This window comes from Geomonas anaerohicana (assembly GCF_016458305.1).
In the GTDB taxonomy this organism is placed as follows: domain Bacteria; phylum Desulfobacterota; class Desulfuromonadia; order Geobacterales; family Geobacteraceae; genus Geomonas; species Geomonas anaerohicana.
Genome location: NZ_JAEMHL010000003.1, coordinates 140,005 through 161,116 on the forward strand (window position 1 = coordinate 140,005; position 21,112 = coordinate 161,116).

The 21,112-nt window shown below is 60.7% G+C and carries 17 protein-coding genes; 15 read left to right on the plus strand and 2 right to left on the minus strand.

What is annotated here, in order from left to right; genetic code table 11:
- The first annotated feature begins 124 nt into the window (after positions 1-124).
- From JFN91_RS07025 to JFN91_RS07070, 10 genes are all read left to right on the plus strand, one after another.
- On the plus strand, positions 125-1,057 hold the full coding sequence (locus JFN91_RS07025; RefSeq protein ID WP_199388505.1) for an aspartate carbamoyltransferase catalytic subunit: 933 nt from the start codon (positions 125-127) through the stop codon (positions 1,055-1,057).
- Positions 1,058-1,230: 173 nt separating this feature from the next.
- Positions 1,231-2,505, plus strand: a complete 1,275-nt coding sequence (locus JFN91_RS07030; RefSeq protein ID WP_199388506.1) for a dihydroorotase — start codon at positions 1,231-1,233, stop codon at positions 2,503-2,505.
- Between the two features lie 176 nt (positions 2,506-2,681).
- Positions 2,682-3,806 carry a glutamine-hydrolyzing carbamoyl-phosphate synthase small subunit gene (carA, locus tag JFN91_RS07035; RefSeq protein WP_199388507.1) on the plus strand — a complete coding sequence of 375 codons (1,125 nt, stop codon included), beginning with the start codon at positions 2,682-2,684 and terminating at the stop codon, positions 3,804-3,806.
- Positions 3,807-4,062: 256 nt separating this feature from the next.
- On the plus strand, positions 4,063-4,974 hold the full coding sequence (locus JFN91_RS07040; protein WP_199388508.1) for a radical SAM protein: 912 nt from the start codon (positions 4,063-4,065) through the stop codon (positions 4,972-4,974).
- A gap of 149 nt (positions 4,975-5,123) precedes the next feature.
- Positions 5,124-8,369 (plus strand): carbamoyl-phosphate synthase large subunit, encoded by a 3,246-nt coding sequence (carB, locus tag JFN91_RS07045; protein ID WP_199388509.1) that lies wholly within the window; start codon positions 5,124-5,126, stop codon positions 8,367-8,369.
- A 105-nt stretch (positions 8,370-8,474) separates the two neighbouring features.
- A complete protein-coding gene (gene greA, locus JFN91_RS07050; protein ID WP_199388510.1) occupies positions 8,475-8,951 on the plus strand; it encodes a transcription elongation factor GreA in 477 nt (158 codons plus the stop codon).
- Positions 8,952-9,017: 66 nt separating this feature from the next.
- Complete coding sequence (locus JFN91_RS07055) at positions 9,018-9,215, plus strand: DUF1858 domain-containing protein (RefSeq protein WP_183346418.1); 198 nt, start codon at positions 9,018-9,020, stop codon at positions 9,213-9,215.
- A gap of 47 nt (positions 9,216-9,262) precedes the next feature.
- Positions 9,263-11,575 carry an ATP-dependent DNA helicase RecG gene (gene recG / locus JFN91_RS07060; protein ID WP_199388511.1) on the plus strand — a complete coding sequence of 771 codons (2,313 nt, stop codon included), beginning with the start codon at positions 9,263-9,265 and terminating at the stop codon, positions 11,573-11,575.
- Between the two features lie 19 nt (positions 11,576-11,594).
- The gene (locus JFN91_RS07065; protein WP_236015016.1) at positions 11,595-12,362 is read left to right on the plus strand and encodes an ABC transporter ATP-binding protein; all 768 of its coding nucleotides are present in this window, start codon (positions 11,595-11,597) and stop codon (positions 12,360-12,362) included.
- Positions 12,362-13,147: an ABC transporter permease gene (locus tag JFN91_RS07070; protein WP_199388512.1), complete on the plus strand. Its 786-nt coding sequence runs from the start codon at positions 12,362-12,364 to the stop codon at positions 13,145-13,147. Before JFN91_RS07065 ends, JFN91_RS07070 begins: the two co-directional genes overlap by 1 nt.
- Positions 13,148-13,544: 397 nt before the next feature.
- Here the strand turns inward: JFN91_RS07070 and JFN91_RS07075 are convergent, their stop codons facing one another.
- Both JFN91_RS07075 and JFN91_RS22255 read right to left on the minus strand, forming a co-directional pair.
- Positions 13,545-14,597: a threonine aldolase family protein gene (locus tag JFN91_RS07075; RefSeq protein WP_199388513.1), complete on the minus strand. Its 1,053-nt coding sequence runs from the start codon at positions 14,595-14,597 to the stop codon at positions 13,545-13,547.
- Between the two features lie 107 nt (positions 14,598-14,704).
- On the minus strand, positions 14,705-15,601 hold the full coding sequence (locus JFN91_RS22255) for a DMT family transporter (protein ID WP_328746085.1): 897 nt from the start codon (positions 15,599-15,601) through the stop codon (positions 14,705-14,707).
- A gap of 196 nt (positions 15,602-15,797) precedes the next feature.
- Here JFN91_RS22255 and JFN91_RS07085 point away from each other — a divergent pair, with 196 nt between their 5' ends.
- The 5 genes from JFN91_RS07085 to JFN91_RS07105 all read left to right on the plus strand — a co-directional run bounded on the left by JFN91_RS07085 (position 15,798) and on the right by JFN91_RS07105 (position 21,012).
- Positions 15,798-16,541 (plus strand): basic amino acid ABC transporter substrate-binding protein, encoded by a 744-nt coding sequence (locus tag JFN91_RS07085; protein WP_199388515.1) that lies wholly within the window; start codon positions 15,798-15,800, stop codon positions 16,539-16,541.
- Between the two features lie 139 nt (positions 16,542-16,680).
- Complete coding sequence (locus JFN91_RS07090) at positions 16,681-17,466, plus strand: amino acid ABC transporter permease (protein ID WP_199388516.1); 786 nt, start codon at positions 16,681-16,683, stop codon at positions 17,464-17,466.
- Positions 17,453-18,199 carry an amino acid ABC transporter ATP-binding protein gene (locus JFN91_RS07095; protein WP_328746088.1) on the plus strand — a complete coding sequence of 249 codons (747 nt, stop codon included), beginning with the start codon at positions 17,453-17,455 and terminating at the stop codon, positions 18,197-18,199. Before JFN91_RS07090 ends, JFN91_RS07095 begins: the two co-directional genes overlap by 14 nt.
- Before the next feature lie 154 nt (positions 18,200-18,353).
- Entirely contained in the window at positions 18,354-19,664 is a 1,311-nt protein-coding gene (locus JFN91_RS07100; RefSeq protein ID WP_199388517.1) for a porin, read from the plus strand.
- Positions 19,665-19,818: 154 nt separating this feature from the next.
- Positions 19,819-21,012, plus strand: coding sequence for an ABC transporter substrate-binding protein (locus tag JFN91_RS07105; RefSeq protein ID WP_199388518.1), 1,194 nt, complete (start codon positions 19,819-19,821; stop codon positions 21,010-21,012).
- The last annotated feature ends 100 nt before the right edge of the window (positions 21,013-21,112 follow it).

The following is a 21,112-nucleotide window of genomic DNA, read 5'->3' on the forward strand; positions in this document are numbered from 1 at the left end:
ACCCCCTCCCTGACCCTCCCCCTCCTGAGGAGGGGATAATTTTGATGCACTTGCAATCTGTCTTGATCGTTTTCAACGCGCCACGTAACGGTGCGTGGCGCAAAACTAGTTTCTGGGGGGGACCATGGGTTTCAGGCACAAAGACATCATCGCCCTGAAGGATCTGACCAAAGAGGAGATCGAACTGCTCCTCGACACGGCGGACAACCTAAGCGAGATCAACCAGCGGGACATCAAGAAGGTGCCGACTCTGCGCGGCAAGACGGTGATCAACCTTTTCTACGAGGCCTCCACCAGGACTCGTACCTCCTTCGAGATCGCCGCCAAGCGGTTATCCGCCGACGCCGTCAACATCACCGCGTCGACCAGTTCCGTCGTCAAGGGTGAGACCCTCTCCGACACCGCCGCCAACATCCTCGCCATGAAGCCTGACATCATCGTCATGCGCCACTCGGTCTCCGGCGCCCACGAGTACCTCGCCAAGCGCGTCTCCTGCTCGGTGATCAACGCCGGTGACGGCGCCCACGAACATCCCTCCCAGGGGCTCCTGGACATGCTCACCATGCGCCAGAAGTTCGGCAAGCTCGCCGGTTTGAAGGTCGCCATCGTCGGCGACATCACCCACAGCCGCGTGGCCCGCTCCAACATCTACGGCCTCACCACCATGGGCGCCCAGGTCTTTTTGGCCGGCCCGCCGACCATGATGCCCCCCGGCATCGAGCGGCTGGGCAACGTGACCGTCTGCAAGGACATGCGCGAGGCGGTGGATCAGGCCGACGTGGTCATGATGCTCAGGATCCAGCTGGAGCGCCAGGGCAAGACCCTGCTCCCCAGCATGCGTGAATACTCCCGCTACTTCGGCCTCAACCCCGCCGTGTTGGCCCTGGCCAAAAAGGACGCCATCGTCATGCACCCCGGCCCGATCAACCGCGGCGTGGAGCTTGCCTCGTCGGTCGCCGACTGTGACCAGTCCGCCATCCTGAAGCAGGTCGAGAACGGCGTCGCGGTCAGGATGGCGATGCTGTACCACGTCTGCGGCGGAAAGCCGGTGGAATAGGCGAGAGGCCGTTCAACGTTCAACGTTCGATGTTTAGCTCATCGCTTCGGATGGACGCTGGACCCGAGTAAATCCTGCTGTGAACAAGCCGTTCCACGTCGGATGCCACAGGCAGGGCGGCAACTTGAACGTTGAACGTTGAACCTTTTAACGGGTTTTAGGAGGGGTTAAAGATGAATCTTCTGATAAAAGGTGGGCGCGTGATCGATCCTTCGCAGGGGATCGACGAAACCATGGATGTGCTGATTGCCGACGGTGTGGTCCTCGAGCTGGGACAGGGGATTGCGGCACCGGAGGGAACCCAGACCATCGACGCCTCCGGGCTCCTGGTCACCCCGGGCCTGATCGACATGCACGTGCACCTGCGCGATCCGGGCCTCGAGTACAAGGAAGACATCGCCACCGGGAGCCGCGCCGCTGCGGCAGGCGGCTTCACCTCGGTGGCCTGCATGCCCAACACCTCGCCGGTGATCGACAACAAGGCAGTCGCCAGCTACGTGGTCAACAAGGCCAAAAGCGAGGCGCTGGTCAACGTGTTCCCGGTCGGCTCCATCACCAAGGGGAGCAAGGGGGACAGTCTGGCAGAGATGGGCGACCTGAAAGAGGCCGGCTGCGTTGCGGTCTCCGACGACGGCAAGCCCGTGTGCAACTCCGAACTGATGCGCCGCGCCCTCGAGTACGCCAAGGGGATCGGCATCACCGTGATCTCCCATTCCGAGGACCTCGCCCTGGTGGGTGAGGGGGTGATGAACGAAGGATTCGTCGCCACCGAACTCGGGCTCAAGGGAATTCCCTGGGCGGCCGAAGATATCGCGGTGGCCCGCGAGGTCTACCTCGCCGAGTTCGCCTGCGCCCCGGTGCACATCGCCCACATCTCCACCGCCGGTTCCGCACGCATCATCCGCAACGCCAAAGCACGCGGCGTGAAGGTGACCTGCGAGACCGCGCCGCACTACTTCACGCTTACCGACGATGCGGTGCGCGGCTACAACACCAACGCCAAGATGAACCCGCCGCTCAGAGGCGAGTCCGACGTGGCGGCCATGAAAGCGGCCCTTGCCGACGGGACCATCGACGCCATCGCCACCGACCATGCTCCGCATCACCTGGACGAGAAGGATGTCGAGTTCAACGTGGCGCTGAACGGCATTGTCGGCCTGGAAACCTCCCTGCCGCTCTCCTTGAAGCTGGTCGAGGAAGGGGTACTGGATCTTAAAGGGCTGGTTTCGGTGATGTCGTGCAACCCTGCGAAGATCCTTGGGATCGACCGCGGCACACTGAGGGTCGGCGCGTTCGGCGACGTCACTGTTATCGACCCGTGCAAGGAGTGGCAGGTCGAGGCGGCCAAGCTGGAGACCAAGTCGAAGAACTCGCCCTTCCTTGGCTGGAAGATGAAGGGGAAGGCGGTGTACACCGTGGTCAAGGGCCAGGTGGTGTACCAGGCGTAGTACTCCTCCCCCTGGAGGGGGGAGGTCGGGAGGGGGGATGCTTATAACGAGACGCTTCGCTCCCCCTCCCTGTCCCTCCCCCTCCGGGGGCGGGGACGTGGTTCCAGCGGTTTGGGAAATGTGATTGATACGCGCGTGACGCGCGGCAGAAATATAACGGATTCGGGAGAAGATACATGAAAGCAGTGCTTGCTCTGGCGGACGGCCGGATTTTCAAAGGGAAGGCCTTCGGCGCAACGGGCGAAACCAGCGGCGAGGTGGTGTTCAACACCGCCATGTCGGGCTACCAGGAAGTGCTCACCGACCCCTCGTACAAGGGGCAGATGGTGACCATGACCTATACCCAGATCGGCAACACCGGGATCAACCCGGAGGACATCGAGAGCAACCAGCTCTACCTCTCCGGCTTCATCGTGCGCGAGTACCTCGACTGCTACTCCAATTACCGCGCCACCATGAGCCTGGACGCCTACTTGAAAGAGAACGGCGTGGTGGGCATCCAGGGGATCGATACCCGCGCCCTGACCCGGCACCTGCGCGACAAAGGGGCGCAGAACGGCATCATCTCCACCATCGACTTCGATCCGGAGAGCCTGGTGAAAAAGGCCCGCGCCATCCCGTCCATGAGCGGCCTCGACCTTGCCACCGGCGTCACCTGCTCCGCCCCCTACCACTGGACCCAGGGACTGTGGGACCTGCAGACCGGCTACCCGAACGTCGACAAGCGGGACCTGAAATACAAGGTGGTCGCCTACGACTTCGGCATCAAGCTGAACATCCTGCGCTGCCTGGTCTCCGCCGGCTGCGACGTGACCGTGGTACCGGCTACCTTCCCGGCCGAGTCCGCGCTGGCCATGAACCCGGACGGCATCTTCCTCTCCAACGGCCCGGGCGACCCGGAGCCGATGAAGGAAGTCATCGAGAACATCAAGAAGTTCGTGGGCAAGAAGCCGATCTTCGGCATCTGCCTCGGCCACCAGCTCCTGGGCCTCGCCCTGGGCGGCCGAACCATCAAGCTGAAATTCGGCAACCACGGCTCCAACCTGCCGGTCATGGACATCGCCACCAAGAAGGTGGAGATCACCGCGCAGAACCACGGTTTCTCGGTTGACATCCTGTCGCTCTCGAACGTGGCCGGTCTCGCCCACGAGAACCTGAACGACCAGACCGTCGAGGGGATGGCGCACAAGACGCTCCCCATCTTCTCGGTGCAGCACCACCCCGAAGCGTCCCCCGGGCCGCACGACTCGCACTACCTGTTCAACAGGTTCGTGGAGATGATGGAGAAGCATAAAGCATAGTAAACCTTCCCCCCTCCCAGCCTCCCCCCTCCGGGGGGAGGAGCTGAAGAGTTCCCGCCCCCGGAGGGGGAGGGTTAGGGAGGGGGAAGAGGTTTCTGGTTCCCAAGCTCCAGCTTGGGAACCAACTGCAGCGCAAAGCTCCAGCTTTGCATGTCTAAGTCGAAGCAGGAGCTTCTGGCGCTTTGCGTTCCCAAGCTGGAGCTTGGGAACGAGAAAAGAGGTTTGGTCGCTGGTTGAAGGGTGTGGCAGTAGGCAGATGAAATATCTAGAGCTTTATGAAAACGGCGAACTGAGCCGGCGCATCAAGGAAGCCTACCGCCGCCTGGCCGCCTGCGACCTCTGCCCCCACGCCTGCGGTGTGAACCGCTTGAAGGGGGAGACGGGGCTGTGCGAAAGCGGCAAAGAGGTGCGCATCGCCTCGGCCAACGTGCATCGCGGCGAGGAACCGCCTATCTCCGGCACCAAGGGGTCCGGTACCATCTTCCTGTCGGGCTGCACCCTGAACTGTAAGTTCTGCCAGAACTTCCCGATCAGCCAGCTCAGAAACGGCACCGACCTGACGGTTGGGCAGTTGGCCGACAAGATGGTGGGGCTGCAGAAGAAGGGCGTGCACAACATAAACTTCGTCACGCCGACCCACTTTACGCCGCAGATCCTGGCCGCACTTTACCTCGCCATCCGCAAGGGATTCAGGATTCCCATCGTGTGGAACACGAACGGCTACGAGAGCCTGGAGACGCTGGCCCTGCTGGACGGCGTGGTGGACATCTACCTGCCGGACATGAAGTACTGCAATAACGATGTGGCGGTAAAGCTCTCCGGCGCCAAGGGTTACACCGAGGTGAACCGGCGGGCCCTGCCCGAGATGCTGAGGCAGGTGGGGCACCTGGAATGTGACGACGACGGCATCGCGGTGCGCGGGCTCATCGTGCGTCACCTGGTGCTGCCGGAAGGGCAGGCGGGGAGTCCCGACACGCTGGCATGGATCGCGGAAAACCTCGGGTCGGCAACGCACATCGCCCTGATGAGCCAGTATTTTCCCGCCCACGCTGCCGCGCAGACGCCCGGGATAGAAAGAAGGATCACCAGCGACGAGTACGCCGAGGCGGTCGAGGCGCTGGAAGAGTTGGAGCTGGAAAACGGGTGGGTGCAGGAAGAACCGGAGTGAGACCCCGTTCAACGTTCAACGTTCGACGTTAAAACCAGTCTTACCATGGTCTTTGGGCACAAGCGGCGCCGACCTACATTTCGAAGTGACATAACGCAGAACGTTGAACGTTGAACGTTGAACGTTTTTAGATTAAGAGGGAGATTTAAATGCCTAAACGCACAGACATCAAGAAGATCCTCATCATCGGCGCGGGCCCGATCGTCATCGGCCAGGCGTGCGAGTTCGACTACTCCGGCACCCAGGCCTGCAAGGCCCTCAAGGAGGAGGGATACCAGGTTGTCCTCCTCAACTCGAACCCGGCGACCATCATGACCGACCCGGACTTCGCCGACGCTACCTACATCGAGCCGGTGACCCCGGAGGTCCTGGCCAGGATCATTGAGAAGGAGCGCCCGGACGCGGTGCTGCCGACCCTGGGCGGCCAGACCGCTCTCAACACGGCGGTCGCGGTGGCCGAGAACGGCACCCTGGAGAAGTTCGGGGTCGAGCTGATCGGCGCGAAGCTCCCGGCCATCAAGAAGGCCGAGGACCGCACCCTGTTCAAGGAGGCGATGGTGAGGATCGGCCTCGATATCCCGAGGTCCGGTCTGGCGCACAACTACCAGGAGTCCATGGACGTGATCAAGCACGTCGGCTTCCCGGCCATCATCCGTCCTTCCTTCACCCTGGGCGGCACCGGCGGCGGCATTGCCTACAACATGGAAGAGTACGAGCGCATGTCCATGGCCGGCATCGAGGCTTCCCCGACCGACGAGATCCTGGTCGAGGAGTCGCTGATCGGCTGGAAGGAGTACGAGCTCGAGGTCATGCGCGACACGGCTGACAACGTCGTGATCATCTGCTCCATCGAGAACTTCGACGCCATGGGCGTGCACACCGGCGACTCCATCACCGTGGCACCGGCGCAGACCCTGACCGACAAGGAATACCAGATCCTGCGCGACGCTTCGCTCAAGATCATCCGCGAGATCGGCGTCGACACCGGCGGCTCCAACATCCAGTTCGGCATCAACCCGAAGAACGGCCGCCTCATCGTCATCGAGATGAACCCGCGCGTCTCCCGCTCCTCGGCGCTCGCCTCCAAGGCGACCGGCTTCCCGATCGCGAAGATCGCCGCCAAGCTCGCCGTCGGCTACACCCTGGACGAGATCACCAACGACATCACCAAGGAGACGCCAGCCTGCTTCGAGCCGACCATCGACTACGTGGTGACCAAGATCCCGCGCTTCACCTTCGAGAAGTTCCCGGCAGCCGACGCGACCCTGACCACCCAGATGAAGTCGGTGGGCGAGGTCATGTCCATCGGCCGCACCTTCAAGGAGAGCTTCCAGAAGGCGCTCCGCTCCCTGGAAATCGGCTCCTGCGGCTTCGAGTCCCGCTTCTTCGGCGTGGGCGGCGACACCCGTCGGGCGCTCACCGAGAAGGAGCGTAACCTGCTTCTCGATAAGCTCAGGACCCCCAACTGCGACCGTCTCTGGTACGTGGGCGACGCCTTCCGCTGTGGCATGACCGTGGAGGAGATTTACGCCCTGACCGCCATCGATCCCTGGTTCCTGCACAACATCCGCCAGATCATCGAGATGGAAGAGTGTCTGAAAGAGGCCGACGTGAAAGCGGGTGGCGAAGTGCTGCGCGACACCCTCTGGGACGCCAAGCGCTACGGCTTCTCCGATAAGTACCTGGCCCAGCTCTGGAAAATCACCGAAGGCGAGGTGCGCGAACTGCGTCTGGCCAACGGCATCAAGCCCGTCTTCAAGCGGGTCGACACCTGCGCCGCCGAGTTCGTGGCCCACACCCCGTACCTCTACTCGACCTACGAGGAGGAGTGCGAGGCCGAGCCGACCGACCGCAAGAAGATCATCATCCTGGGCGGCGGACCGAACCGCATCGGGCAGGGGATCGAGTTCGACTACTGCTGCGTGCACGGCGTTTTCGCCCTCTCCGAGGACGGCTACGAGACCATCATGGTCAACTGCAACCCGGAGACCGTCTCCACCGACTACGACACCTCGGACCGCCTCTACTTCGAGCCGCTCACCTTCGAGGACGTACTGAACATCGTGGACGTGGAGAAACCGACCGGCGTGATCGTGCAGTTCGGCGGGCAGACCCCGCTGAAACTTGCCGTGGCCCTGGAGAAGGCCGGCGTGCCCATCATCGGCACCTCGCCCGACGCCATCGACCGCGCCGAGGACCGCGAGCGCTTCCAAGAGATGCTGCAGAAGCTCAAGCTGCGCCAGCCCGAGAACGGCACCGCCCGCTCCTTCGAGGAGGCCGAGGCCGTCGCCGACCGTATCGGGTACCCCGTCGTGGTGCGTCCTTCCTACGTCCTGGGCGGCCGCGCCATGGAGATCGTGTACGACGTCGACAACCTGCGCCGTTACATGCACACCGCGGTGCAGGCGTCGCCTGAGCACCCGATCCTGATCGACAAGTTCCTGGACGAGGCGATCGAGATCGACGTTGACGCCCTCTGCGACGGCAACATCGCCGTCATCGGCGGCATCATGGAGCACATCGAGGAGGCGGGCATCCACTCCGGCGACTCGGCCTGCTCGCTGCCGCCGTACTCCATCTCTCCGGAGATCGTGGAGGAGATCAGGCGCCAGACCAAGGTGATGGCGCTGGAGCTGAACGTGAAGGGCCTGATGAACGTCCAGTACGCCGTCAAGGACAACCAGATCTACATCATCGAGGTCAACCCGCGTGCTTCCCGTACCTCGCCCTTCGTCTCCAAGGCGACGGGGAGGCCGCTGGCGAAGATCGCGGCCCGCGTCATGGCCGGCAAGACCCTGACCGAACTGGGCGTCACCGAGGAGATCATCCCCGAGCACATCTCGGTGAAAGAGTCCGTCTTCCCGTTCGCCAAGTTCCCGGGCGTGGACACCATCCTCGGACCGGAGATGAAGTCCACCGGCGAGGTCATGGGCATCGGCGAGACCTTCGCCCAGGCCTTCGCCAAGGCCCAGATGGGTGCCAATGTGAAGCTGCCGACAACCGGTAAGGTCTTCATATCAGTGAAAGACTTGGACAAAAAACATATTGTCAGCGCGGCAAAAAGACTGTATGATCAGGGCTTCGAATTGATAGCCACGCGCGGTACGGCAACCTACCTGCAGGAAAAGGGCATTCCCGTCCAGGTGATCAACAAGGTGCTCGAAGGGCGTCCCCACATCGTGGATGCGATCAAGAACAACGAGATCTGCATGGTGATCAACACCACCCACGGCGCGCAGGCAGTGGCGGATTCCTACTCGATCCGCAGGAACACCCTGATCAACAACGTCGCCTACTACACGACGGCATCGGGGGCACGGGCCGCGGTCGACGGCATCATCGCCACGGCGCAGTCCAAGCTGGAAGTGAAGTCCATCCAGGAATATCTGAAGTAACCGACCGGGGAGCGCCGCACAAGGCGCTCCCTTTCCAAATCCAGCACATGCAGCACAGCGGGGGGCCTCCAGGCCCCCCTATAAGTTCATCAAGGAGCAAAACCGATGTCTCAGACAGTTCCATTGACCAAGGAAAGCTACGAGGCCCTCCAGGAGGACCTTAAACGCCTTATTAAGGAAGAACGCCCCAAGGTGATCCAGGATATCGCAGAGGCCAGGGCACACGGCGACCTTTCTGAAAATGCGGAGTACGATGCGGCCAAGAACCGTCAGGGTTTCATCGAGGGGCGCATACTGGAGCTGCAGGACAAACTGGCGAGGGCCTACGTGGTCGACCTCTCCAACCTGAAGCCGGACAAGGTGGTTTTCGGCGCCACCATCACCGTGTACGACACCGCGACCGAAGAAGAGATCACCTACAAGATCGTCGGCGAGGACGAGGCCGACATCAAGCTGGGCAAGATATCCTGCACCTCGCCGGTAGGCAAGGCGCTGATCGGGCACAAGCTGGACGACACCGTCCGCGTCAGTGTTCCTTCCGGTATGAAGGAATACGAGATCATCGAGATCCGCTACGAATAACAGCAGCACCCACACGTTTCGCACCACAACCAACATGCGCGCCAGCGCGTGACCAGGAGGATTTACATGGCTCAGGTAACCAAGGACATGACTTTTGCCGCAGTGATGAGGATGCACCCGGACGTCGTCAAGGTGCTCGCTAAATACAACCTCGGCTGCATCGGCTGCATGGGTGCTCAGAACGAGTCCCTCGAGCAGGGCTGCGCCGCCCACGGCATCAGCGTGGACGACATCGTCGCCGACCTCAACAAGATCTTCGAATAACACGACCGGCGCCCGGAGCAAGCTTCGGGCGCCTTTCTTTTTCTCCCATGCCGATCATAACGCTCGCGCCAGACGGGTCGCTCAAGCTTCCGGAACAGCTCAGGGAATCCCTGCAGCTCGCTCCCGGCGACCAAGTCAGCGTCGACATCGTCGACGGCACCCTCCGCGTTTCCAGGCACGTCCCTCCCGCTCCTGCAAAGAACGTCAAACCAGTTAAGCCCGCACCAGCCATCGTCGTTTCCGTCCCCGAGGAACTGAAGACCCCGATGACCGCCATCAAGGGGGTGGGGCCCAAGCTCGCCGAGATATTCGCCAAAAAGGGGATCGCGACGGTCGAGGATGCGCTCTACATCCTCCCCAACCGCTACGAGGACCGGCGCCAGTTGAAACGCATCTCGGAACTGCGGCCGGGCAACTCCGAGGCGTTCTTCGCCACGGTGGTCTCCGCGGAGGCCCAGGTGACCAAGGGGGGGCGGCGCTATTTCGAGGCCATCGTCAAGGACGAGACCGGCAGCCTGCCGCTCAAGTGGTTCAACTTCCATCCCAACTTCCTCAAGAAGCAGTTCTATGCCGGCAGGCGCGGCATCTTCATCGGCGACGTGGCCCAGTTCGGCTTTCAGCGCGAGATGCATCACCCCGAGGTGGAGTGGGCCGGCGAGGGGGAGGAGATCGAGCAGGTTATGGCGCGCGATCCGGAGAACTTCGGCCGGATTCTCCCGGTATATCCGCTGACGGAAGGGGTGAGCCAGAAGGTGATGCGCCGCATCATGCGCGACACGGTGCCCCGCTACAGCCGCTACGTGAAAGAGGCCCTCCCGGAGGAGCTGTTACGCAGGCATCACCTCCTGAGCCTCCCGGTGGCGCTCAGGGAAGCGCACCAGCCTGATCCCTCCAGTTCGCTTGCCGATCTCAACAACGGGCGCTCTGCGGCACATCGCTCGCTCGCCTTCGACGAGCTGTTCTTTCTGCAGCTTGGGCTGGCCATGAAGAAGCGCGGCATCGCGCTTGAGGACGGCATCAGCTTCCACGTCACTCACCGCTACACCAAAGAGTTGCTGAAACTCCTCCCGTTCAGCCTGACCGGCGCACAGAAGCGCGTCCTCTCCGAGATCAAGGAGGACATGATCGCGCCGCACCCGATGCACCGCCTGGTGCAGGGGGATGTCGGCTGCGGCAAGACGCTGGTGGCGCTCATGGCAGCGCTCATCTGCGTGGAGAACGACTACCAGGTTGCCATCATGGCGCCGACGGAACTGTTGGCCGAACAGCACTACCTGAACATCCACGGCTACTGTGAGAAGCTCGGCATCTCGGTCGCGCTTCTGACGGCAAGCATCAAGGGGAAGAACGACACCCTGGAGAAGATTGCGTCGGGAGAGACACGCATCGTGGTCGGCACCCATGCCATGATCCAGGACAAGGTCGAATTCCACCGGCTGGGGCTGGGCATCATCGATGAGCAGCACCGCTTCGGCGTGGTGCAGCGCGCCCTTTTGAAGAAGAAAGGGAGCAACCCGGACATCCTGGTCATGACCGCGACCCCAATCCCCCGGACCCTTTCCATGACCGTATTCGGCGATCTCTCCCTCTCGGTGATCGACGAACTGCCGCCGGGGCGGACGCCGATAGAGACGCGCATGGTGCGCGAGTCGCGCCGGCGCGAGGTCTACTCGCTGGTACGCGAGGAGGTGGGGAAGGGGAGGCAGGCTTACGTCATCTATCCGCTGGTTGAGGAGTCTGAGAAGATCGACTTGAAGGCCGCGGTGCAGATGGCCGAGCACCTGGCCCAGGACGTCTTTCCGGATCTGCGCGTGGCCGTGCTGCACGGCCGGATGAGCGCCGCCGAGAAGGAAGCGGTCATGAAGGGGTTCAAGGCGGGCGAGACCGACATCCTGGTTTCCACCACCGTCATCGAGGTGGGCATCGACGTCCCCAACGCCACCGTGATGGTGATTGAGCACGCCGAGCGTTTCGGACTCTCCCAGTTGCACCAGTTGCGGGGCAGGGTTGGGCGCGGCAGTGAGCGTTCCCGCTGCATCCTGCTGGCGGGCGATAAGCTCTCCGAGGACGGTCAGAAGCGGCTGGAGGTCATGGTGAAAAGCTCGGACGGCTTCGTCATCGCCGAGGCCGACCTGCAGATCAGAGGTCCCGGCGATTTCCTGGGCACCCGCCAGGCGGGCATGCCGGAGTTGCGCGTAGCGGACATCCTGCGCGATGGCGGTGTTCTGGAGCAGGCCCGCAAGGACGCCTTTGCACTCGTTGAGAAGGACCCGGTGCTGGAGCAGCCGGGGCATGAAAGGCTGCGTGGAGAGTTGATGCTGCGCTGGGGCGGGAGGCTGGAACTGGCCTCTATTGGGTGAGAAACGGGAGAAATATAATTTGAGTGGACCCGATACAGACATGGTCACCGTCGACGGCGTCTCCTTTTTGGGGCTCAAGGCTGATGGGGGCGCGGTCAAGTTGCTGGACGGCATTTCCTTTGCCGCCAAGGCAGGGGAAATAACGGCCATTATCGGGCCGTCCGGGGGCGGGAAGAGTACGCTGATCCGCCTGATCAACCGGCTCACGGACCCAAGCGCGGGGCGGATCACCATCGGGGGCACCGACATCGCCACGATGGATCCACTTGAGTTGCGCCGCCTGGTGGCACTGGTGCCGCAGAAGCCGTTCATGTTCGAAGGGACGGTGCTCGACAATCTGCAGATGCCCTTTCGCTACCGGCACGTACCTCCCCCTGCAGCGCAAAGCGCGGAGGTAACCGAGGTGCTGGCGCTGGCGCGGCTGGACCGGGACCTATTGGAACGGGACGCACGATCCCTGTCGCTCGGTCAGCAGCAGCGGGTAGGCGTGGCGCGGGCTCTCATCACCAAGCCCCAGGTGCTCCTGTTGGATGAACCGACCAGCGCCTTGGACCGCAGGACGTCTGACGAACTCGCCGCCACCCTGCGCGAGATTTGTCATGGCAGGAAACTCACCATGATCATGGTGACTCATGACCTGCGCCTGACGGGAAAGGTGGCAGATTATTGTTTTTACCTGGAAGCGGGGCGAATACTGGAGCAGGGGAGGGCGGCCGAGTTGTTGGCGCACCCTGCGAGCGTGGAGCTCAAGAGGTTTCTTTCTGAACCTTCGGACCAGGAGGTGTGATGGATAATCAAGGGTTGGTGAATCTCGGTATCCTCGACCTCGTTGTCGCCTACGCTCTGGTGCTGGTTGCGGTGGGCCTCGCGAAGTTGAAGCGCATCGGCCAGGAAGCGCAGATGCTGTGGGCTTCGCTGCGGATGGTGTTCCAGTTGCTCGCGGTTGGTTACCTGCTGCATTTCATCTTCGCCGTGCAGCATCCTCTGCCGGTTCTGGCCATCCTGCTGGTCATGGGGGGCTTTTCGCTGCAGGTGATAGGCGCCCGTATCAAGCGCAAGATGCCGCGCTTCTACCAGGTGGTGGGGACGGCGCTCTTGGTCGGTTGCGGGGGCGTCACCTTCGTCTTCTGTTCCCTGGTGGTGCACTATTCCCCCTGGTACGATCCCCGTTACCTGATTCCCCTGGCGGGGATGATCATCGGGAACTCCATGAATGGCGCTAGCCTTGCTGCTGAGCGCTTGGGAGCGGAGATGCGGGAGCGGCGCGAGGAAATAGAGACAGCGCTGTGCCTTGGTGCCAGCGCGCGCCAGGCGGCGAAACCGGCGCTCAGAAACGCCTTCCGCGCTGCCATCATGCCGACCGCCAACACCATGGCCGCCATGGGGATAGTCTCACTTCCCGGGATGATGACCGGCCAGATCCTCTCCGGCACCGAGCCGATGGTGGCGGTCCGTTACCAGGTAGCCATCATGTGCGCCATTACCGGCGCAGTTGCGATTACGGCTTATCTGATCGTGATGCAGGGTTACCGGCGCTACTTCACGAAGGCCCAGCAATTGGAGCCATGGTAGGTTCACGAGAGTTGAGCAGCTCGCAAGGAGACTTGCGCAACTTGCGACGAGACTTGATCAAATTATGACGAGAGTTGAGCAACTTGCGATGAGACTTGCGCAACTCGCGACGAGACTTGTGCAACTCGCGACGAGACTTGACCAAGTTATGACGAGACTTGAGCAACTCGCAAGGAGACTTGAACAATTCGCGACGAGAGTTGTGCAAGTCTTGTTGGAAAATCGTGAAATTTTGATGAAACTTCAAGATGGAGGGGAAAGGCTCCGCCAGGTGCCTGTCCCCTTAGTCGTTTGAGGAAGGTGGCTGAGCTGAAAGGGGCGTTCCGCTAGAGGGACAGGCACCTAACGGAGCCTGTCCCTTCTGCCGTGGGAGGGCTGCAACTGCACATGCAGCATGCTAAACCACTGCTTTGATGTCAGCCACCAGGTTGGCGACTTCCTCAACCTTGGTGTCCCAAGAGCACATGAAGCGGGCGCCGCCCGAGCCGATGAAGGTGTAGAAGTGCCAGCCGCGCGCTCTCAACGCTTCCAGCGCCTCCGGAGCCATCTCCAGGAAGACCGAGTTGGCTTGGCTTTCGAACATGATGCGGACCTGGGGTATTTTCTTGATCTCGTTGGCCAAAAGCCGGGCGCAGCTGTTGGCGTGCGCCGCGTTTCTGAGCCATGCGCCGCTTTCCAGCATGCCGATCCAGGGGGCGGTGAGGAAACGCATCTTGGAGGCCAACTGACCCGCCTGCTTGCAGCGGTAGTCGAACTCGTAGGCGAGCTCCTTGTTGAAGAAGACCACTGCTTCACCCACGGCAAAGCCGTTCTTGGTGCCGCCAAAGGTGAGCACATCGACCCCCGCCTGCCAGCTGATCTCCTTGGGCGCCACATTCAGGGCTGCCACGGCGTTGGCGAAACGCGCCCCATCCATGTGCACGCGCAGGTCGAACCGCTTCGCCAGTTCCCCGATCGCCTGCAACTCCTCAACCGAGTACAGCGTGCCCAGCTCGGTGGCCTGGGTGATGCTCAAGGCGCGCGCCTTGGGGTAGTGGATGTCGCTGCGCTTGGTGATGGTGTGCTCGACTGCGTCGAGGTTGATCTTGCCGTTGTCGCCGGGCACCAAAAGCACCTTGGTGCCGTTGGAAAAGAACTCGGAGGCGCCGCACTCGTCGGTCTCTATGTGCGCCATCTCGTGGCAGACGATGGAATGGTAGGACTGGCACAGCGATGCCAGCGCCAGCGAGTTGGCAGCGGTGCCGTTGAAGACGAAGAACACCTCGCAATCCTTCTCAAAAACTTCACGGATCTTCTCGCACGCCTGGGCCGTCCAGCGGTCGTCGCCGTAGGAACTCGCCAGTCCGCTGTTGGCCTCCGCCATCGCCTGCCATGCCTCCGCGCAGATCCCTGCGTAGTTGTCGCTGGCGAAATGGTGCTTGAGCTCGCTGTGGTGTCCTGTGTTTATCATCGCGTCCCCTTTTTGGCGCGGCTTTGCGCCCTGTGTGCGTGTGCCGGTATGGCTAGATCGAAAAAATTATTATAAGGAGAAATCGGTGTCAACCGATAACTTACCGGTCACCCTTCGGCGGCGATGCTCACGCTCGCTTCGCTCTCGGTGCCATCCGGCAGCAGTTCGGAGAAGACCATGCCGGCAAGGATGAGAACGGCACCCAGCAGGCCGAGGGCGCCCAGCCTCTCGTCCGCCGCGTAGTAGGCGTAGAGTGCGGCAAAGACGGGCTCGGTGCAGAAGATCAGCGCAGTGTGGGCGGGGCTGATCCACTTCTGCATGGTGGTCTGCACCAGGAAAGCAAAGATGGTGGCGATCAGCACGCAGACCACCAGGGTCCAGAGCAGTTCCGGGTGCCAGACGAAGACCTGCTGGCCACGCGCCTGCGCCGAGGCAAGGCTCAAGACGCCAACCACCGACAGTTGCAAGGTGGTCAGCAGGTAAACGTCGCTGTCGGCATGCCGGGCGAAATGGCTGGTGTAGAGCAGGTGCAAGGCGACGCACGCCCCGCAGATGGCCCCCAGGATATCGCCGATGTTGAAGCTCAGGCTGCCGTCGGTGCAGAGCAGGAACAGCCCCGGAGTGGCCAAGCCCACCCCCCACTTGATGCCCGTTCCCACGCTATGTCGGAAGATGACGGCCCCAAAAAGCGGCACCAGGAGGACGCTGAGCCCGGTAAGAAAGCCGGTGTTGGACGCGCTTGTGTACTTCAGGGCGACGGTCTGGAAGGCGTAGGATGCAAATAAGAGAATTCCAAGAATGGATCCGTGTGTGAGTAGTTTTATTTTTACTCTGTTAGTGCGTGTTAAAGCGATGGGTAACATGATTGCAGCTGCGATTAGAAATCTTTGAGATAGGAAAACGAATACGTCTACCTTGCTGATGGCGTCCTTCACCACAGTGAAAGTGACACCCCAGAAGAACGTCGTTATCAAAAGAAGTATACCTGCGCGAATTTTTTTCACAGATCCCAAAGTAATTTTGACCTCATAAAACCTTGAATTTCCTAAATTGTGGTATGACAAGTTAACATGGGCTTAAAACGAGCGCAACGCCAAATTAATAAGTGGTTGACAAGAGGCTGGAATAGCTTTAAAAGTATGCGGCGATAAGCTGAATGGTGTATTCCGTTTAATATTAAAGACAATTTATGGAGGAAGCATGAAAGCACTTCGTACTCTGACTGCAGTTTTGGCTTTGGGACTCTGTTTTGTGTCCGCGGCTTTCGCCGCACCGAAGGCGATCACCGTCGCGTCCGACGCAACCTGGCCGCCGATGGAATTTGTTGACGCCAACAAGAAGATCGTGGGCTTCGACATCGACTTCATGACCGCTGTCGCCAAAGAGGCCGGCCTGCAGGTCACCTTCAAGAACACCGCTTGGGATGGCATCTTCGCCGGCGTTGAAGCAGGCCAGTACGACGCCATCATCTCCTCCGTCACCATCACCCCGGAGCGTCAGGCCAAATACGATTTCACCAATCCGTACGTCCAGATCGGCCAGATCCTGGTCGTGCCCAAGGCTGAGAAGGGGAGCAAGATCGCTGACCTGAAGGGCAAGAAGGTCGGCGCCCAGATCGGCACCACCGGCGCCATGGAAGTCAAAAAGGTTGCCGGCGTCGAGCTGAAGACCTATGACGAAGTCGGCCTGGCCTTCGAGGACATGGCTGCCGGCCGCATCGCCGGCGTCGTCTGCGACGAGCCGACCGCAATCACCTACGCTCTGCAGAAGAAGGAGTACAGCTCCAAGTTCAAGATCGTGGGCAAGTCCTTCACCAAAGAGGCCTACGGCATCGTGGTCAAGAAGGGCAACAAGGACCTGGTGGCCCAGCTGAACAAGGGGATCGCAGCGGTTCAGAAAAAGAAGATCGACGTACAGCTCAAGAAGAAGTGGCAGCTTAAGTAACACCTCAAAGCTCCTGCAGAACGGAACGCTACCCGACAGTAGTAACCGATTCTGCAGGAGCTTTCTTTAAACAGAAACCGCAGCACAGCAGCACATCAACAAAAGCCGGTACACCGGCCCGGGACGGTCACAAGAAAGCATGAGTACTGAAGCAAAAAAGCAGATCATCGATGTAGGGGACGGCGCCGCCATTCCCCGTAAAAGCGACCGCGGCCTGTTCACCGCCTGGCGCATAGCGTTCTTTGGCGCCATCGGCACCATTGCCTACCTGGTCTGGAACAGACCGGATCCGTACCTCAACATTCTCAAGTTCGTTCCCGATGGCATCGCGGTAACCTTCCAGGTGACCCTCGGGGCGATACTCCTGGCCATCGTCATCGGCCTCATCACCGGCCTGGGCCGGATCTCCAAGAACCGCTTCTTCAACGGCGTCGCCTCCCTTTACGTGGAGGTCATCCGTGGCATCCCGCTGCTGGTGCAGATCTTCTACATCTACTACGCACTGGGCACCATCGTGAAGGTTCCGGCCATCCTTTCCGCCATTATCGCCATGGCGGTCTGCTATGGCGCCTACATGGGCGAGGTGGTGCGCGCCGGGATCGAGTCGATCGCCAAGGGACAGCGTGAGGCTGCCCTCTCCCTGGGGATGAACGGTCGCCAGACCATGATTCACGTCATCCTGCCGCAGGCGGTGAAGGTGATCCTGCCGCCGGTGGGCAACGAATTCATCGCCCTTTTGAAAGATTCCTCGCTGGTCTCCATCATCGCTGTCGCCGATCTTCTGCGCCGCGGCCGTGAGTACGCTTCCGAGTCCTTCACCTATTTTGAGACCTACACGGTCATCGCGCTGATCTACCTGATCATCACCTTGTTCTTCTCGAAGATCATCGGCGTAATGGAGGAGCGTGTCAGTGTCAATAAATAGCCGCAGGAAAATGGTAGAGGCGAAAGAAATCATCAAGGTTTACGGATCCTTCCGTGCCCTTGACCGCGTATCGCTGGATATCTATGACGGGGAGAAGGTGGTCATCATCGGTCCTTCGGGTTCCGGCAAGTCGACCCTGTTGCGTTCCATCAACAGGCTCGAGGAGATCGACCGCGGCACCATCGTCGTGGACGGCATGGACCTCTACGACCCGAAGACCGACATCACCAAGGTGCGCGAGGAAGTGGGGATGGTGTTCCAGTCCTTCAACCTCTTCCCGCACAAGACCGTCCTGGAGAACCTGACGCTGGCGCAGATCGTGGTACGCAAGCGCTCGAAGCATGAGGCCGAGGAGAAGGCCATGATGCTTCTTGAGCGCGTGGGCCTCGCCGCGAAGGCAAAGTCGTACCCGGGCAAGCTTTCCGGTGGCCAGCAGCAGCGCGTCGCCATCGCCCGTTCGCTCGCCATGGACCCGAAGCTCATGCTGTTCGACGAGCCGACTTCCGCGCTCGACCCCGAGATGATCGGGGAGGTGCTCGACGTCATGAAGGATCTCGCCAAGGACGGTATGACCATGGCCGTGGTCACGCACGAGATGGGTTTCGCGCGCGAGGTGGCCGACCGCGTCATTTTCATGGACGCGGGCCGCATCGTGGAGGAGGGCACTCCAGAGCACTTCTTCACCGCGCCCACGCACGAGCGCGCCAAGTTGTTTTTGAGCCAGATATTGTAGTTCATCGCTGGCCCCTGCGTCAGCAGGGGCCAGTTCTGTATCTGCAGTTTGTAAATTCCATAAAAGGAAAGGGGGGACAGATTCTTCTCTGTTTGACCGGGCAACACAGTTGTAAAAATGCTGTAATGCAATTACTACACAACGAGGAGGCAGTATGAAAAAAAGCAACAAAAAGCTGTTAGTAGTAGCCATCGCAACCGCACTCACCGCAGCATCCGCAAGCTCCGCTCTCGCTCTCGAGAACCAGTTCAGCGGCGCATTCACCACGTTCTTTGACGTGGGCAACTTCGCCGGCACCGGCGTGGTTGAGAAGGATGCGGCAACCAACAACTATTTTGTGCAGCGTTTCCGTCTCGGCTACACCGCCAAGGCAGATGACCACGTCAAACTCGTTACCAAGTTCGAGTTCGACTACAACTTCTGGGGCAACAGCTCTTATGAGAATGCCCGTGGTGGCGGCGGCGCCCTCGGTGCCGACACCGTCAACATGGAAACCAAGCACATCTACCTCGACCTGAACTACCCGCAGATCAACGCCAAGATCGGTATGCAGCCGTTCAACGATTCCTTCAAAGGCATCCTGTTCGACGCCGACATGGCCGGTGTCCTGCTTTCCCACGATTACTCCAACGCCAGCATCAATGCCGGTTACTTCCGTTTCCATGACTCCGCCGATGCAGGCAAGGCAGGCAACGTCCTCGGCAAGAACACCTTCGATATGTACGCCCTCGACGGCAAGTACAACATCAGCAAGGATCTTTCCGTTGGTGCTGCTTACTACTTCATTCGCGACCAGCACACCCCGGGTCTACTCACCGTGTTCCCTGACGCCAAGGTGCACACCTTCGGTGTGAACGCTGCCGGCAACTTCGGTCCGGTCTCCGTGAACGCCTTCATCGCCAAGCAGGCCGGCGAGATCACCACCGATGTGGATGCCAAAGGTTACGCTTTCAACGTCGGCGCCAAGATGCCGCTGGCAGGCGGCACCGCCCGTACCGAGTTCATTTACGTTGGCGGCGGCAAGAATGCCTGGTACGTTCCCGCCTCCGACAGGGGCTTCACCGAAGGCGGCCAGTTCTACGACTCCGAGATGATCATGCTGGGCCGCGACAAGTACGCGACCACCATCGACAACGCCATCATCTACGACGTGAACAACAACAACGAAGGCGTCATCATGGGCACCCTCGGCTACGACTACACCTTCAACGACAAGGTATCCGCCAGCGCCAACGCCGGCTTCGCTGCCGTTGCTAAGGACCTCCAGGCTCGTAGCGCCAACGGCGACAGCAAGTACCTCGGCACCGAGATCAACGCAGAAGCTTACTACAAGCTGACCGCTAACGTGACCCTGGGCGCTCGCGCCGGCTACCTCTTCCTCGGTGACCACTTCAAAGGCATCAGCGCCGGCGAAGATGCTGACAACCCGTGGGATGCAAAACTCATTGTGAAGTACAACTTCTAAGACAGATACCTTCTCCTCCCCGGTTCAACCAGAACCGGAGAGGAGAAATTCAGTGCCACTGTCTTGACAATCGAGTAGTGACCATTAATATCTGTTGACGAACTAGGGCTGTACCTAACAATGTGATACATCAATCCCTAAGGAGGTAGTCTGCATGAGCTTTAAGAAGATCAGCGCGCTGCTGCTCGTGGCAGTGCTCGCCGCCGGCGTATTCGGCTGCAAGAAGAAGGAAGAGGCTAAAGAGGGCGCAGCTCCGGCCGCCGCTCCGGCGGGCAACACCATCAAGATCGGCTTCCTCGGCGCCCTCACCGGCGACGTAGCGATGTTCGGCAAGCCGACCCTCGAAGGCATGAAGATGGCTGCCGACGAGATCAACGCTGCCGGCGGCATCCAGGGCAAGAAGATCGAGATCGTCGAAGCCGACAACCGTGGCGACAAGCAGGAAGGTGCTTCCGTAACCCAGAAGTTCATCTCCCGTGACAACGTCACCGCCATCGTTGGCGACCCGACCACCGGCATCACCAAGGTTGCCGCTCCGATCGCTCAGAAAGCCGGCGTCGTGCTCCTCTCCGCAGGCGCAACCGGCCCGGGCGTCGTCGAAGTAGGCGACTTCATCTTCCGCGACACCCTGCTCGACTCCATCGCCATCCCGGCCTGCATCGAGTACTTCGCGAAAGACCTCGGCTTCAAGAAAGTCGCCATCGTGACCTCCGACAACAACGACTACTCCGTCGGTCTGTCCCAGACCTTCCGCGACGCAGCCGCCAAGGTTCCGTCCATCAAGATCGTTGCCGACGAGAAAGTCAAAGACGGCGACAAGGACTTCTCCGCTCAGATCACCAACATCAAGAGCAAGAAGCCGGACGTCATCCTGTTCTCCGGTTACTACACCGAAGGCGCTCTCATCATGAAAGAGGCCCGCAAGCAGGGTCTGAAGGCTCCGATGTTCGGCGGCGACGGCCTGTTCTCCCCGAAATTCATCGAGCTGGGCGGCCCGGCCGTCGAGGGCTCCATGTCCGCTCTGGGCTTCTCCACCGAGCAGGCTGCTCCTGCTACCGCCAAGTTCATCGAGGCGTTCAAAGCCAAGCACAACGGCGAGCTCCCGGGTCTGTTCGACGCCCAGGGCTACGACGCTGTGATGCTGCTGGTCGACGCTATGAAGCGTGGCAACAGCGTTGACCCGAAAGTCTTCAAAACCGCTCTGGCACAGACCAAGAAGTTCGAAGGCGTTTCCGGCACCATCAGCATGCAGGCTAACCGCGAGCCGATCAAGAGCCCGCTGTCCCTCCTGTCTGTCAAGGACGGCAAGTTCGTCCTCAAGGCAAAAGTACCCGTCAAGATGGACTAATGCCTGACTTTTGCAGTACCAACGGCCCCTGTTTCGGCAGGGGCCGTTTTTTTTTGCCAACAGCCCGAAAGGCTTTTAACGCAAAGGCGCAAAGCCGCTA